10 protein-coding genes are annotated in these 14,003 nt (G+C 62.5%); 4 read left to right on the top strand and 6 right to left on the bottom strand.

Annotated features, from left to right (window positions below; all coding sequences use genetic code 11):
* The first annotated feature begins 415 nt into the window (after window positions 1-415).
* Complete coding sequence (locus tag AA309_RS18695; protein ID WP_150117639.1) at window positions 416-781, top strand: hypothetical protein; 366 nt, start codon at window positions 416-418, stop codon at window positions 779-781.
* Window positions 782-900: 119 nt separating this feature from the next.
* Here the strand turns inward: AA309_RS18695 and AA309_RS18700 are convergent, their stop codons facing one another.
* Window positions 901-1,764 (bottom strand): type 1 glutamine amidotransferase, encoded by an 864-nt coding sequence (locus AA309_RS18700; protein ID WP_047190536.1) that lies wholly within the window; start codon window positions 1,762-1,764, stop codon window positions 901-903.
* Window positions 1,765-1,957: 193 nt separating this feature from the next.
* Here AA309_RS18700 and AA309_RS18705 point away from each other — a divergent pair, with 193 nt between their 5' ends.
* A complete protein-coding gene (locus AA309_RS18705; protein WP_047190537.1) occupies window positions 1,958-2,860 on the top strand; it encodes a DMT family transporter in 903 nt (300 codons plus the stop codon).
* A 161-nt stretch (window positions 2,861-3,021) separates the two neighbouring features.
* Here AA309_RS18705 and purU read toward each other — a convergent pair whose 3' ends face one another.
* The 3 genes from purU to AA309_RS18720 form a co-directional block, all read right to left on the bottom strand.
* The gene (purU, locus tag AA309_RS18710) at window positions 3,022-3,894 is read right to left on the bottom strand and encodes a formyltetrahydrofolate deformylase (RefSeq protein ID WP_047190538.1); all 873 of its coding nucleotides are present in this window, start codon (window positions 3,892-3,894) and stop codon (window positions 3,022-3,024) included.
* 69 nt (window positions 3,895-3,963) lie between these two features.
* Window positions 3,964-5,556: a phosphoglycerate dehydrogenase gene (gene serA / locus AA309_RS18715; protein WP_047190539.1), complete on the bottom strand. Its 1,593-nt coding sequence runs from the start codon at window positions 5,554-5,556 to the stop codon at window positions 3,964-3,966.
* 131 nt (window positions 5,557-5,687) lie between these two features.
* Window positions 5,688-6,860 carry a phosphoserine transaminase gene (locus AA309_RS18720; RefSeq protein WP_047190540.1) on the bottom strand — a complete coding sequence of 391 codons (1,173 nt, stop codon included), beginning with the start codon at window positions 6,858-6,860 and terminating at the stop codon, window positions 5,688-5,690.
* Window positions 6,861-7,110: 250 nt separating this feature from the next.
* Here AA309_RS18720 and AA309_RS18725 point away from each other — a divergent pair, with 250 nt between their 5' ends.
* Window positions 7,111-8,364: an efflux RND transporter periplasmic adaptor subunit gene (locus AA309_RS18725; protein WP_052954832.1), complete on the top strand. Its 1,254-nt coding sequence runs from the start codon at window positions 7,111-7,113 to the stop codon at window positions 8,362-8,364.
* A 65-nt stretch (window positions 8,365-8,429) separates the two neighbouring features.
* A complete protein-coding gene (locus AA309_RS18730; protein WP_047190541.1) occupies window positions 8,430-11,585 on the top strand; it encodes an efflux RND transporter permease subunit in 3,156 nt (1,051 codons plus the stop codon).
* A gap of 172 nt (window positions 11,586-11,757) precedes the next feature.
* Here the strand turns inward: AA309_RS18730 and AA309_RS18735 are convergent, their stop codons facing one another.
* Both AA309_RS18735 and glmM read right to left on the bottom strand, forming a co-directional pair.
* Window positions 11,758-12,042 carry a hypothetical protein gene (locus tag AA309_RS18735; protein ID WP_047190542.1) on the bottom strand — a complete coding sequence of 95 codons (285 nt, stop codon included), beginning with the start codon at window positions 12,040-12,042 and terminating at the stop codon, window positions 11,758-11,760.
* Between the two features lie 312 nt (window positions 12,043-12,354).
* Entirely contained in the window at window positions 12,355-13,710 is a 1,356-nt protein-coding gene (glmM, locus tag AA309_RS18740) for a phosphoglucosamine mutase (protein ID WP_047190543.1), read from the bottom strand.
* Window positions 13,711-14,003: the final 293 nt, after the last annotated feature.

Genomic DNA, 14,003 nt, shown 5'->3' on the forward strand with positions numbered 1-14,003 from the left:
GCTGCCGCCGCCATGGCCCCGCGCCAGGCCCGCACTCGTTGCAGGCATCCCCATCTTGGGAAGCGCTGCGTGTCCAAGACGGGGATCCCCGGCACAAGGCCGGGGGTGACGGGAGGGTTCACTGGCGATGCGAACAGACGGGGATCCCCGCGACTGATCCCCGGATCACGTCCGGGCACGGCCATGACGCGAGAGGAGCCCCCCTCGGCAGGTCAGACACCATGATCCGAGAAGGTTTGGGCGGCTGCTAAGAACAAGACAGAAAAAGAAGCCGCACATGAACCGAGCTGAGGCTTTGTCAATCGCACGGTGATGAAGATGATCCTGGAGGAGCGCCGACAGCTTCCCTAACGGTACATAGTCCTCTAGATCCTCTCCATGGACGGGGATTAATGTCTCGTCGCTGGGGGCTGCCGTGAAAAGAATTTCTGTCGTTGTTGGCGTGGCACTCGGCGCCGCGGGCTGTGCGCCGACGGTGCATGAAACCATGACGGCCTCGTGTTCGGACTATGTCGGACGGCCGATCTCGGAGCGCATCGCGGCTTTCGGGCCGCCACAGGCGGTCTACCGGATCAGCCCAACCGAGCTGGGATACGTTTTCGAGACGAAAGATACAACCTTCGTCGGCGGTGAGACCTACTACACGGTCAACTACATGATCGGAGCCGACCGGCACCGTACGCCCATCTATCCTGTCACCACGAAATGCCGGGGCTTCGTCGTGCGCGCGCCATCCTCCGCCACTCCGATCGCCCAGCGTATCATCGTGGATGTGCTCTAGCGCATCGTGCGGAAGTGGACACGGTTTTCCGCAGCCAACGATGCGCTCATTAAGGAAGAGAGCATCGGACTCAAAAGTGCAAATCCGCTTTTGGGTCCGATGCTCTAAGGCCGAGGATATCAGGCCCGGACGCGCGCGCTCTTTTCCGTCTTCACCCGATGCTCGATGAAGTTGCGGATTTCCCGGGTGCGGCGGTTCACATCCAGCACCTCGGCATCGACCCCGTGCCGCCAGGCCAGATCGAAGCGCGTGGGCTCCTTATCGAGGGTCGTCAGGTCCGCCGCATAAGCATGCACCTCCTCCGGCGTGCGGCAGAACCCTTCACGGATCAGAAGCTCTGCGCGCTGGCGCATGATGACGGCGAGTTCCGCGAGGCTGAATTCCGGGTGATACTGCACGCCCCAGAAGGTGCCGCCGTCCCTGCGGATCTCGGCCGCCTGGACCTCGGAGACCGGATTGGTGGCGATCACGACGGCGTCTTCGGGAAGCGCCGTGACCATATCGAGATGGATGGCTGGGGCGTCGTAGACGTCCGGGCGGCCCTCGAGCAGGGGATGCCCCCTCCCGTCCTCCGTGCGCCGCAGGCGACGGGCGAAGCCCACTTCGCGGCCAAGGGGATTCTTCTGCACGTCGCCGTCTGCTGCGACAGCGGCCACCTGCAGCCCCCAGCAGGAACCGAAGGACGGCGTCCCCGAGGCGTAGATCGCCCGCATCAGGTCGATCTGGCGCATGATCTCAGGGGTACGGTCATAGATGCTGAGGTGCGAACCGGTGAGCACGACGCCATCGTAAGACTCGAGCCCTGCCCGATCCGGCAGGTTCGCGCCCTCGTCCGTCGGGAAGGCGATGTCGCAGACAGCCGTCCGCTCGATGTCCTGGATCACGTCCGCATAGGACTCGGACAGCATATTGCCATAGGCAGCCTTGTGGGCCTCCCTTGCACTGCGCGTATTGCCCTCAACCACCAGAAACCTTAAGGCCATATGCGTCACCCGCCTCCCTTTGGCGCTGGTTTATCGAAACTGCGGATGCGGCCGCAAGAGTAATCGCATCGGACCCGGAAGTGGGGCGCACTTTCGGGATCAATCCGATGCAATCCATTGAGTGAGCGCATCGTTTGCCGCGCGAAAGTGGACACCACTTTCGCGCACGAGGCGCGAGGAGGTCTGGCCTTCCATGAAAATCCTGCAATCGCTCTGGAAGGGACTCTGGGGACAGGCCTACCTGCTTCTGATCCTCACCACGCTCATGTGGGGCGGCAATGCCATCGCCGGGCGTCTCGCCGTCGGCGAGGTGTCGCCCATGCTGCTCACCTGCATTCGTTGGGCCATCGTGGCCATCATCCTGGGGCCGCTGGTGGGGCGGCAGGTCGTGTCGGAATGGCCGCAGATCGGATCGCGATGGCTCTATACCATCCTCATGGGCTCTTCGGGCTTCACCGCCTTCAACGCCCTGTTCTATGCCGCCGCCTATCACACGAGCGCGGTGAACCTCACGATCTTCCAGGGCTCCATTCCGGTGCTCGTGCTGATCGGCACCATCCTGTTCTTCGGGGCGCGCGTGATCCCGCTGCAGATCCTCGGCATGATCGTCACGATCCTCGGCGTGGTGCTGGTGTCGGTGAAAGCGGACCTCGAGGTTCTCAAGACGCTGGCGCTCAACATCGGCGACGTGTGGATGCTGATCGCCTGCGTCTTCTATGCGGGCTACACGCTGGGCCTGCGGCGTCGGCCACCTGTCTCGGGCCTCGTGTTCTTCACGGCCCTGGCAGGCGTCGCATTCCTCACATCGCTGCCTCTGCTCGCGATCGAGATCGCGCAGGGCGCGGTGCAATGGCCGAGCCTCAAGGGTTGGCTGATCCTTCTCTATATTGGCCTGTTCCCGTCGCTCATCTCGCAGATCTTCTTCATTCGTGGCGTGGAACTGATCGGCCCGGCACGCGCAGGCCTGTTCGTGAACCTCGTGCCGGTCTTCGGCGCGCTGCTCGCCGTGCTGCTGCTGGGCGAGCCCTTCGCCTATTACCACGCTCTGGGCCTGTTCCTGGTACTCGGCGGCATCTGGCTGGCGGAGAGGAAGTGATTATTCTTCTAGAAACCTGATCCTTTCCGTCATCCCCGGACTTGTTCCGGGAATCCACGTCTTCATGGCTCAGCGGTTCTTAAGACGTGAATGGCCGGGCCAATCCCCGGATCGAGTCCGGGGACGGCCATGACGCCGAAAGAGTGTTGTTACCCGCAGCACTAATCCGCGAACACCACCGTCTTGCGGCCATTGAGCAGGATGCGATCTTCCAGGTGGTAGCGCACCGCGCGAGCAAGAACGCGCCGCTCGATATCGCGTCCCTTGCGCACGAGATCGTCCGCGCTGTCGCGATGGGTGATCGGCTCCACATCCTGCGCGATGATCGGCCCTTCATCGAGATCGGACGTCACATAGTGGGCGGTCGCGCCGATGAGCTTCACGCCGCGCGCATGAGCCTGATGGTATGGCTTCGCGCCCTTGAAGCTCGGAAGGAACGAGTGATGGATGTTGATGCAGCGGCCCGAGAGCTTCGCTGCAAGCCCGTCGGACAAAACCTGCATGTAGCGCGCGAGCACCACGAGATCCGCCTTTGAATCGCGGATGATCTCCCAGACCTTGGCCTCCTGTTCGAGCTTCGTGTCCTTCGTCACTTGAAGATAGTGGAACGGGACGTCACCCAGGCCCACATGGCCGTAGGTTCCGGCGGGATGATTGGCGATGACGCCGACAGGCTCGAAATCAAGCTCGCCGATGCGCCAACGATAGAGCAGATCGGCCAGGCAATGATCGAACTTCGAGACGAGCAGCATGACTTTGCGCTTTTCGCCGATGTCGCGCAGGGTCCATGTCATGCCGAAGCGATCCGCCAGGGGCACGAATCCATCCTTCAGGGCTTCGAGATCGCCGTGTCCAGCGACCGGATTGAAAACGACCCTCATGAAGAAGCGATCCGTCAGCGTGTCGTCGTATTGCTGGGCATCGAGGATGTTGAGGCCTGAATCGGACAGATGCCCCGCCACAGCGGCGACGATGCCAGGACGGTTCGCGCAGGCGAGCGTCAGGACGAAGCGTTGTGACGGGACATGGGCCATGGCTTTAACCTTTTCCTTGTCGCATTTTCTTTCCGGCGAACCGGTGTCCCCTTCGCCAGAAGATGCTTTTTAAAAACGAACCGCGCGGGCGCGCTTGACCTGCGGGATCTCCTCGATCTTGCGCAGGAGTTCTTCCGAGACGGGCTCATCGACCGAGACGAAGCAGATCGCATCGCCGCCGGGCTTGTCGCGGCCAAGCGCGAAGGTTGCCACGTTCACGCCGGACTCGCCGAGCAGCGTGCCGAATCTACCGATGAAGCCCGGCTTGTCGTCGTTGCGCACATAAATCATATGCGGCGCGAATTCGGCATCGACCGCGATGTCGCGGATCTCGGTGACGCGTGGCTTGCCGTCCTGGAACACGGTGCCGCCCGCATGGCGCGACATATCCTCCGCATCCACGATGATGCGGATGAAGCTCTCGTAATCGCGTGCGGCGCTCTCGCGCTTCACCTCTTCCACCGTGATGCCGCGCTCACGGGCGACCACGGGGGCCGACACCATGTTGATGTCCTGCAGGAAGGGACGCAGCACGCCGGTGATGGCAGCGGACGTCAGCGCGCGGGTGTTCATCTCCGCCACAGCGCCTTCGTACTCGATGCGGATGCCCTTGATCGGCGCTTCCGTGAGCTGGCCGAGGAAGGAGCCGAGCTTGTCCGCAAGCGACACGAAAGGCTTGAGACGCGGCGCTTCTTCCGCCGTGATAGAGGGGAAGTTCACGGCGTTCTGGATCGCGCCCTGGAGCAGGTAATCCGACATCTGCTCGGCCACCTGCAGGGCCACGTTCTCCTGCGCTTCGGTCGTCGCTGCACCGAGATGCGGCGTGCAGACCACGTTGGGATGGCCGAAGAGCGGATTGGTGAGCGCAGGCTCCTCGACGAACACGTCGAAGGCAGCACCGGCCACATGGCCGGAATCAAGCGCCGCGCGCAAGGCGCCCTCATCGACGAGACCGCCGCGGGCGCAGTTGATGATGCGAACCCCCTTCTTCGTCTTGGCGATGTTCTCGGCCGAGAGCACATTCTTCGTCTTTTCCGTCAGCGGCACGTGCAACGTGATGATGTCGGCGCGGCGGAGCAGATCCTCCAGCTCGACCTTCTCGACGCCGAGTTCGAGCGCGCGCTCCGGCGAGAGGAAGGGATCGTAAGCGATCACCTTCATGCGAAGACCGATGCCGCGATCGGCCACGATGGAGCCGATATTGCCGCAGCCGATGACGCCGAGAACCTTGCCGGTCAGCTCGACGCCCATGAAACGGTTCTTCTCCCACTTGCCGGCTTGCGTGGAGGTGTCGGCCTGCGGGATCTGGCGTGCGAGCGCGAACATCATCGCAATCGCATGCTCGGCGGTGGTGATGGAATTGCCGAAGGGCGTGTTCATGACGATGATGCCCTTCGCCGTGGCGGCGGGAATCTCGACATTGTCCACGCCGATGCCAGCGCGGCCGATCACCTTCAGGTTCTTGGCCTGTTCAAGGATCTTCGTCGTCACTTTCGTGGCGGAGCGGATGGCAAGACCATCGTAGTTGCCGATGATTTGGCTGAGCTTCTCCTTGTCCTTGCCGAGATCGGGCTGGAAATCGACCTCGATGCCGCGATCCTTGAAGATCTGCACGGCGGCAGGCGAGAGAGCGTCGGAAATGAGAACGCGGGGAGCGGGCATGGGTTAAACCTCATGGCGTCATGGCCGCGCTTGTTCCGGCCATCCACGTCTGCCGGGTGCACAAGCTCAGCCTTTGAAGGCGTGGATCCCCGGGACAAGCCCGAGGATGACGATACGGTTAGAACTGAGCGTCAAGCTGCTTTCGCGAGCTTCGCCTTTTCCTGCGCGAAAGCCCAGTCGAGCCACGGCGTCAGGGCTTCGAGATCGGATTGCTCCACGGTTGCGCCGCACCAGATGCGAAGACCGGGAGGGGCATCGCGATAGGCGCCGATGTCGAAGGCAACGCCTTCCTTGTCAAGCGTGGAGGTGATGCCCTTGGCAACCTGCGCCACGGCCTCGGGTCCTTGTCCAACCACATCGGGATCCGCGATGACGAGGCACACGCTGGTGTTTGAAGCGGTCGCCGAAACCTTCGCGAGGTTCGCGATCCATGGCGTCTTTGCCACCCAGTCGTGAATGACCTTCGCGTTGGCATCCGCCTTCGCCATCAGCTTTTCCAAGCCGCCGATGGACTTCGCCCATTCGAGTGCGTCGATGTAATCCTCGACCGCGAGCATGGACGGCGTGTTGATGGTCTCGCCCTCGAAGATGCCCTCGATGAGCTTGCCGCCCTTGGTCATGCGGAAGATCTTCGGCAGCGGCCAGGCCGGCTTGTAGGTCTCGAGACGCTCCACCGCGCGCGGCGAGAGGATGAGCATGCCGTGGGCCGCTTCGCCGCCCAGCACCTTCTGCCAGGAGAAGGTGACCACATCGAGCTTCGCGAAATCGAGCTTCTGCGCGAAAGCCGCAGAGGTGGCATCGCAGATCGTGAGGCCTTCTCGATCAGCCGCGATCCATTCCGCATCCGGCACACGCACGCCGGAGGTCGTGCCGTTCCAGGTGAAAACCACGTCACGGTTCCTGGTGTCGGCCTGCGAGAGGTCGGGCAACTCGCCGTATGGGGCGTTGATCAGGCGGGCGTCAGCGAGCTTCAACTGCTTGACCACATCGGTGACCCAGCCCTCGCCGAAGCTCTCCCACGCGAGCATATCGACCGGACGAGCGCCCAGCATCGACCACAGCACCATCTCCACAGCGCCGGTATCGGAGGCGGGCACGATGCCGATGCGGTAATCGGCCGGCACTTCCAGCACCTCGCGGGTGAGGTCGATGGCGAGCTTCAGGCGCGCCTTGCCGAGTTTCGCGCGATGCGAGCGGCCGAGCGACTCGGTTTTCAGGTTTTGCAGGGACCATCCGGGGCGCTTTGCGCAGGGGCCGGACGAAAAGAAAGGCGCGCGCGGGCGCGCATTGGGCAGGTCTGTCATGTGATCCATCCTTACAGATGGGCGCCTCTCGGTGGGGAGAGGTGTCCCGCCGACCGGTATGACGGAAGCGGAGCCCATGGTCAAGGCAGATGCCGAAAGGTTAGGCAGCGGAGAAAAATCTCGGATTACGAAATCGTAATACAAAACCTCGTGTTCACTGCGTTATAGTCATAGGGACTGACCTAAGGTGTGTTAGGTCACATCCCATTAATTCGAGACTGAAGAAGACTTCCGGGACTAAGGAGCGAGCATGCGTGTGTCCGGTCAACTCGCCGTCATCGCCTTGCTGGGGGCAGCAGGGTTTGGCGGGTGGTATGCCTATCAGGGCGGATACCTGGGGAACCAGTCTGCTGTAAAGCAAGGCGCTTCCTCCGGCGCGCGCAGCGGCGGCAATCGGGGCGGCGCCATGGGACCTGCGACCGTGGAAGTCGATACGGTCAAGACCGGACGCATCGTGGAAACCCGCGAAGCCGTGGGCACGGTGCGCGCCTTCGAGTCCATTACGGTGACCGCCAAGGTCGCTGGCGTGATCGATGAAATCGGCTTCGAGGAAGGCCAGCAGGTGAAGGCCGGCGACATCCTGGTGCAGCTCGATGCCGCCGAGCGCCGGGCTGATATCGACCAGGCCATTGCTGAAGCCAACCGCGCCGTGGCCCTGCGGAACGAAATCGTCATCAAGCTCGAGCGGGCCCAGGCTCTCAGCCGCACCGGCGCGGGCACAAGCGCGCAGGTCGAGGATTTGACCGCGCAGATGAAGTCGCTCGAGGGCGCAATCGCCTCGGCCCAGGCTCAGCGCAAGGCTGCCGAGGCACGGCTCGAGGATCTGACGATCCGCGCCCCCTTCAACGGCCGCGTCGGCACCCGCTCCGTTTCGCTCGGCGCCTATATTGCGCCCGGCACGCGGATCACCTCCCTGGATGATCTCTCGAAGGTTCGTCTCGATTTCGCCGTGCCCGAGAACCTTCTGGGCCGCCTGCAGCCCGGCCAGACGGTGAATGCCATGTCAGCGGCTTACAGGGGCCGCACCTTCAAGGGCAAGGTGTCCACCATCGATCCTCGCGTCGATCAGGCCACCCGCACCGCGCGTCTCACCGCCGAGTTCGATAACCCGGACGAGGCCTTGAAGCCCGGCATGTTCCTGACCGTCGCGCTCGAAGTCTCGGTCAATGACGAAGCAGTCCTGGTCCCGGAAGAGGCTATCGTCAGCGAAGGCTTGCGCCATGTGGTCTATCCGGTGAAGGACAACAAGGTGGAACGCCGCGTCATCACCATCGGCCAGCGCCAGGGCGGCAAGGTCGAGGTGGTGAACGGGTTGAAAGCGGGCGAGACGATCGTGGTGCTGGGCGTCCAGCGCGTGCGCCCCGGTGCCGAGGTGATCGCCCGTCCGCTCGGTTCGAGCGCACAGGAGCCGCAAGCAGCGCCTGCCGCGAACCGCCAGCAGCCCTCACGCAGCACGCTGAATGCGCCGCACGCGATCGGCAGTGCGCAGGCCGCCGAGCGCTGAATAATTTCCTCTCCCGCTTCGGCGGGAGAACTTTTGTCAACGACTGGTCCAAGAGCTGAGCCGTCATGCAGGTTTCCGACCTCTTCATCCGCCGTCCCGTCTTCGCCGTTGTGGTGAGCCTGCTGCTGATCGTGGGCGGCTTGTCCGCGCTCATGAACCTGCCGATCCGCGAATATCCGAGTGTGGATCGCCCGGTCGTGTCCGTCTCCACCGTTTATCGGGGCGCTTCGAACGAAGTCATCGAAAGCCGCGTGACGGAGGTGATCGAAGGTGCCGTGGCAGGCATCGAAGGCATTACCCAGATCCGCTCGCAAAGCCAGAACGAACGCTCCTCGGTCTCCATCGAGTTCGACGTTTCGCGCGATCCTGAAGGCGCAACGTCAGACGTGCGCGACGCGGTCTTCCGCGTGGTGGGCCGCCTGCCGGACGGCGTGGACCAGCCGGTTATCCGCAAGGTCGATGACAACGCTTCCGCCATCATGTGGATCAGCGTCACCTCGTCGACCTATGACGCTCTCGAACTCAGCGACTTCCTCAAGCGCGTCTATGTGGACCGCCTCTCGACCGTGCCCGGCGTCGCCAACGTCAACCTTGCCGGCGAACGCCGCTATTCCATGCGCATCTGGGTCGACCGCCCTGCTCTTGCGGCACGCGGCCTCACGGTGCAGGACCTGGAAGCAGCGATCAAGCGTCAGAACGTGGAGCTGCCGGGCGGACGCATCGAATCCACCCAGCGCGAGTTCACGGTGAAAACGGATTCCCGCCTCTCGACTCCGCAGGATTTCGAGCAACTGATCGTCTCGAACAAGAACGGCTATCTCGTGCGCCTGAGCGAGGTCGCCAAGGTGGAGGTCGGGCCGGAGGACAATCGCTTCGAGTTCTATGAAGCGGGCAAGGTGGCCATGGGCCTCGGCATCGTGCGCCAGTCGACAGCCAATACCCTCTCAGTGGCAGAAGGTGTACGCGAGGAGCTTGAGAACCTGAAATCCTCACTCCCTCCGGGTACCACGGCCCAGGTCTCCTATGATGAGAGCCAGTTCATCAGCGCTTCCATCGACGGCGTGCTGCGCACGCTCATGGAAGGCATCATGCTTGTCGTGCTCGTGATCCTGGTTTTCCTGCGCGACTGGCGCTCCACCATCGTCGCCATCGTCGCAATCCCGGTCTCGATCATCGCCGCCTGCATGGTGATGGCTTACTTCAACGCCTCAATCAATGTGCTGACCCTTCTTGCCGTGGTGCTCGCCATCGGCATCGTGGTGGACGACGCCATCGTGGAGATCGAGAACGTTCACCGCCGTATCGAGGAAGGGCAGCCGCCGCTGCTTGCCTCCTTCGACGGGGCGCGCGAGATCGGCTTTGCGGTCATCGCCACCACCGCCACGCTGATGGCGGTGTTCGTGCCGCTCGCCTTCATGACCGGCAACACGGGCCAGCTCTTCCGCGAGTTCGGCATCACGCTCGCCGCCGCCATCTTCTTCTCCGGCGTCGTGGCGCGCACGCTCACCCCGATGATGTGCTCGAAATTGATGGTGCCGGCGCACGGCCGCATCCAGAAGATGACCGAGCCCTTCTTCACGGGCATGAACAACGTCTATCGCAAGATCCTGACGCGGGTGCTCAAAGCCCCGCTCGTTATTCTCGCCATCGGCTTCATGGTGAGCCTCTCGGCCTATGGCCTGTTCCAGATGCTGCCGAAAACCTTCGCGCCGACGGAGGATCGCGGCGCGATCATCGTACGTGTGGAGGCGCCGGAAGGCGCAAGCCTGGATTATACCCGCGACCGCGTGAGGGAGGTGGAGAAGATCCTGCTGCCCTATCAGGAGCAGGGCGTCGTCTCTTCCATCACAAGCCAGGTTGCCCCCGGCTTCGCGCGTCCCTCCCCGGTCAATTCCGGCATGATCATCGTTCGCCTCGTCCCGTGGGATCAGCGCACGATGAAACAGCAGATTCTGGTGGATGAGATCAACCGCAAGGTTGCGAACTTCCCCGGCGCGCGCGTGGCACCGATCAGCCCCGGCTCGCTCGGCCAGCGCGGCCCGTCGAAGCCCATTCAGTTCGTGCTCGGCGGACCGGACTACAACACCCTTCGCGAGTGGCGCGACATCGTCATGCAGAAGGCGCAGGAAACGGGCATGTTCGTGAACATGGATTCCAATTACCGGGAATCCCAGCCCGACATCCGCGTGCAGATCGACCGGCAACGCGCCGCCGATCTCGGCGTGTCGGTGGAGGATATCGGCCGCACGCTTGAACTGATGTTCGGCGAACGCGAGGTGTCCACATTCGTGAACCGTGGTGAGGAGTATTCCGTCATCATGCGAGGTCGCGCCGAGGACCGCGCAACCCCGAACGATCTCGCCAACACCTTCGTGCGCGCCGCGAACGGCGAACTCGTCCCCCTCTCCTCCTTCGTCAGCCTGACGGAAGCGGCAGCCCCGCAGACGCTCAACCGCTTCAACCGGATGCGCTCCATCACCATCGATGCAGGCCTGCAAGGCACCACCTCCATCGGCGAGGGTCTTGCGATGCTGGAGCAGATCGTGCGTGAGAACCTGCCGGCGGAAGCGCGCATCGGCTATACCGGCCAGTCGCAGGATTTCCGTGAATCCTCGAATGCGATCTACGTCACCTTCGGCATGGCGCTGCTCGTGGTGTTCCTGGTGCTGGCGGCGCAGTTCGAGAGCTGGATCAACCCGTTCATCATCATGCTGACCGTGCCGCTTGCCGTCACGGGCGGCCTCGCCGCGCTCGTGATCACGGGGCAAACGCTCAACATCTACAGCCAGATCGGCATGATCCTGCTCATCGGCCTGATGACGAAGAACGGCATTCTCATTGTCGAATTCGCCAATCAGCTGCGCGAACGGGGAATGTCCGTGTGGGATGCGGTGATCGAAGCCTCGGTGCTTCGCCTTCGCCCGATCCTCATGACGTCGATCGCCATGATCGGCGGCGCGATTCCGCTTGCCTGGTCCACGGGTGCAGGCGCGGAAGCACGGAGCGCCATCGGTACGGTGATCGTCGGCGGCGTGATCATGTCGACACTCCTGACGGTGCTCGTTGTGCCGGCGATCTATCTCCTCATCGGCGGCTATACCAAGCCTGCAACCTATGTCAGCGAGATGCTCGACCGCTTACGCGCGCAAACCGGCCAGCGCCCCCATGGCGAGGGCCCTGCCCCGCAAGCCTCACAGCCTCCAGCTCATCCGGCGGAATGACCGGAGACGATCGGCTCGAAAAGAAAAAGCTCCGCCGAAGAATCGTGCGGAGCTTTTCTCTTTCGGCGGGAGAAAAATCTAGAGTTTTTTCCGGCGAAGTGGATCCGGTTCGCCGTCAGAAAATGCGACAGGACAAGGAAGAGAGCCCAATTCCACGCAAGAGGAAACGGCTCTAGAACACGTAGCGTCCGGTATTCACGAAGACGCTGACCTCGTAGGTCTTCAGCCCCATGACGGAGGCAATCATGCTCTCCGCGGTCCACAGGACCCGGTTGAACTCAACCGAACTGACGCGGGGCGCCTCGACCACGGGCGCGGCGGTGGCCGGCTCGACAGCCGTCTGCGCCTGGTCCCGGTGCACATAAGGCTGCAAGATCCGGCTCAGTTCCGTGATTGCGTGGGCATTGAACTGGAGAGCCTGGGGCGGGCGAACGATTGGACTGCCGGTTTCGAACATCAGTGCCTCCGCAGCGATTCGCAGAGGAATTTATTGAAGAAATCATTAATTTCAAGAACAAGCTTAACTATGCTTCATGAAGCCTTGTTCGCTTACGCCAACCAGTTCCAGTCATTTCACAGTTTTGCCGTCGAAGGGGAATCCGAACCTTCGTGGCTTGGCGACGCCACTCTATCAAGCGGCCCACGAACCCTGCGGGAAGTCCAATCCGTTATTTTCACCAGCCTTTTTGGATCCCATGCTTTGGCGTCAGCAAAAAGGCATGGATGCCGCCATCCATACCCTTGTTCATTCACGCTGCGGGATGCGTTTTTAAGCGGCAACCTGCGAGGCGGCCTGCGTCACGGCATCCACCACATCGTCCACGACGCGATTGATGAGATCTTCGTTGTCGCCCTCACCCATCACGCGGATCACCGGCTCTGTACCGGAGGGGCGGATGACAAGGCGGCCCGAGGCTCCAAGCCGCTCGCGACCTGCCTCGATAGCCTTGATGACCGTAGCCTCCTGCAGCGGCTTGCCGGACTTGTAGCGCACATTCTTCAGAACCTGCGGCAGCGGCTCGAAGCAATGGCAGACTTCGGAGACCGTCTTGCCCATGCTCTTGACCACGGCAAGGAGTTGCAGGGCTGCGATCAGGCCGTCACCCGTCGTCGTGTAATCCGACATGATGATGTGGCCGGATTGCTCGCCGCCGAGATTGTAGCCATGCGCACGCATATGCTCGAGCACGTAGCGGTCACCGACTGCCGTGCGCACCAAGCCGAGCCCGATGCCGCTCAGATAGCGCTCAAGACCGAGATTGGACATGATCGTCGCGACGATGCCCGGCTGAGAAAGACGTCCGTCCTCTTTCCAGGAGCGGGCGACGACGCCCATGAGCTGGTCGCCGTCGACCTTCTGGCCCTTCTCGTCCACGATCAGAACACGATCGGCGTCACCATCGAGCGCGATTCCCACATCGGCACGCAGCTCGCGCACCTTGTGGATCAGGGTCTCGGGAGAGGTGGAGCCGACCTCGTGATTGATGTTGAAGCCGTTGGGGTCGACACCGATGCTCACCACCTCGGCACCGAGCTCCCACAGGGTTTCGGGCGCGACCTTGTAGCCCGCGCCATTGGCGCAATCGACCACGACCCGCATCCCTTCCAGGTCGATCTGGCGCGGCAGCGTGCGCTTGGCGAATTCGATGTAACGGGCATGGACACTCTCGATACGCTTGGCGCGGCCGAGATTGGCGGAACCCGCGAGGCGTGCCGTCAGATCCGAGTCGATGAGCGCCTCGATCTGCATCTCCACATCGTCCTTGAGCTTGAACCCATCGGGCCCGAACAGCTTGATGCCGTTGTCCTCGTAAGGGTTGTGCGAGGCAGAGATCATGACACCGAGATCGCAGCGCATCGAACGTGTGAGCATGGCCACCGCCGGCGTCGGCATCGGACCGAGGAGCAACACGTCCATACCGACCGAGGTGAAGCCCGCGACCAGCGCGTTCTCGATCATGTAGCCGGACAGGCGCGTGTCCTTGCCGATCACGACCCGGTGGCGGTAGTCGCCATTCTGCTTGAACATGAGGCCCGCCGCTTGGCCGACCCGCAGGGCCAGATCCGGCGTGATGATCCCGTTGGCCCGTCCCCGGATCCCATCGGTTCCAAAGTATTTCCGCATGGGTTTCTTCTCCGCATTCCGTGACGCTGATACGCGCTTTGCCTTTTTCAAAGCAACCCCCTCAATCCGGGTCAAGACTTCGCCCCGCAAACGCCCATCACAAGTGATGAGCGATTATTACAAGGGGCAAATCCTCTTGTCAGATTGAAAGTAGAAGGTTCAGGTAAACAAAAAAGAACGCTCGCTGGAAAGCGAGCGTTCTGGGTAATTCGCAAGGGTGCGACCTTTTAAGCCTGCGGCTGGGGCTCCATGCCCCCGTCGTTCTCGCGTGGGCGGCCAGGACGGGTGGTCGG

Source organism: Microvirga vignae (assembly GCF_001017175.1).
Classification (GTDB): domain Bacteria; phylum Pseudomonadota; class Alphaproteobacteria; order Rhizobiales; family Beijerinckiaceae; genus Microvirga; species Microvirga vignae.

Bases quoted from the DNA above. Each gene is read 5' to 3' on its own strand.
- AA309_RS18705 (WP_047190537.1), top strand. From the start codon at position 1,958: ATGAAAATCCTGCAATCGCTCTGGAAGGGACTCTGGGGACAGGCCTAC.
- AA309_RS18720 (WP_047190540.1), bottom strand. From the start codon at position 6,860: ATGACAGACCTGCCCAATGCGCGCCCGCGCGCGCCTTTCTTTTCGTCC.
- AA309_RS18700 (WP_047190536.1), bottom strand. From the start codon at position 1,764: ATGGCCTTAAGGTTTCTGGTGGTTGAGGGCAATACGCGCAGTGCAAGG.
- AA309_RS18730 (WP_047190541.1), top strand. From the start codon at position 8,430: ATGCAGGTTTCCGACCTCTTCATCCGCCGTCCCGTCTTCGCCGTTGTG.
- AA309_RS18735 (WP_047190542.1), bottom strand. From the start codon at position 12,042: ATGTTCGAAACCGGCAGTCCAATCGTTCGCCCGCCCCAGGCTCTCCAG.
- purU (WP_047190538.1), bottom strand. From the start codon at position 3,894: ATGGCCCATGTCCCGTCACAACGCTTCGTCCTGACGCTCGCCTGCGCG.
- AA309_RS18725 (WP_052954832.1), top strand. From the start codon at position 7,111: ATGCGTGTGTCCGGTCAACTCGCCGTCATCGCCTTGCTGGGGGCAGCA.
- serA (WP_047190539.1), bottom strand. From the start codon at position 5,556: ATGCCCGCTCCCCGCGTTCTCATTTCCGACGCTCTCTCGCCTGCCGCC.
- glmM (WP_047190543.1), bottom strand. From the start codon at position 13,710: ATGCGGAAATACTTTGGAACCGATGGGATCCGGGGACGGGCCAACGGG.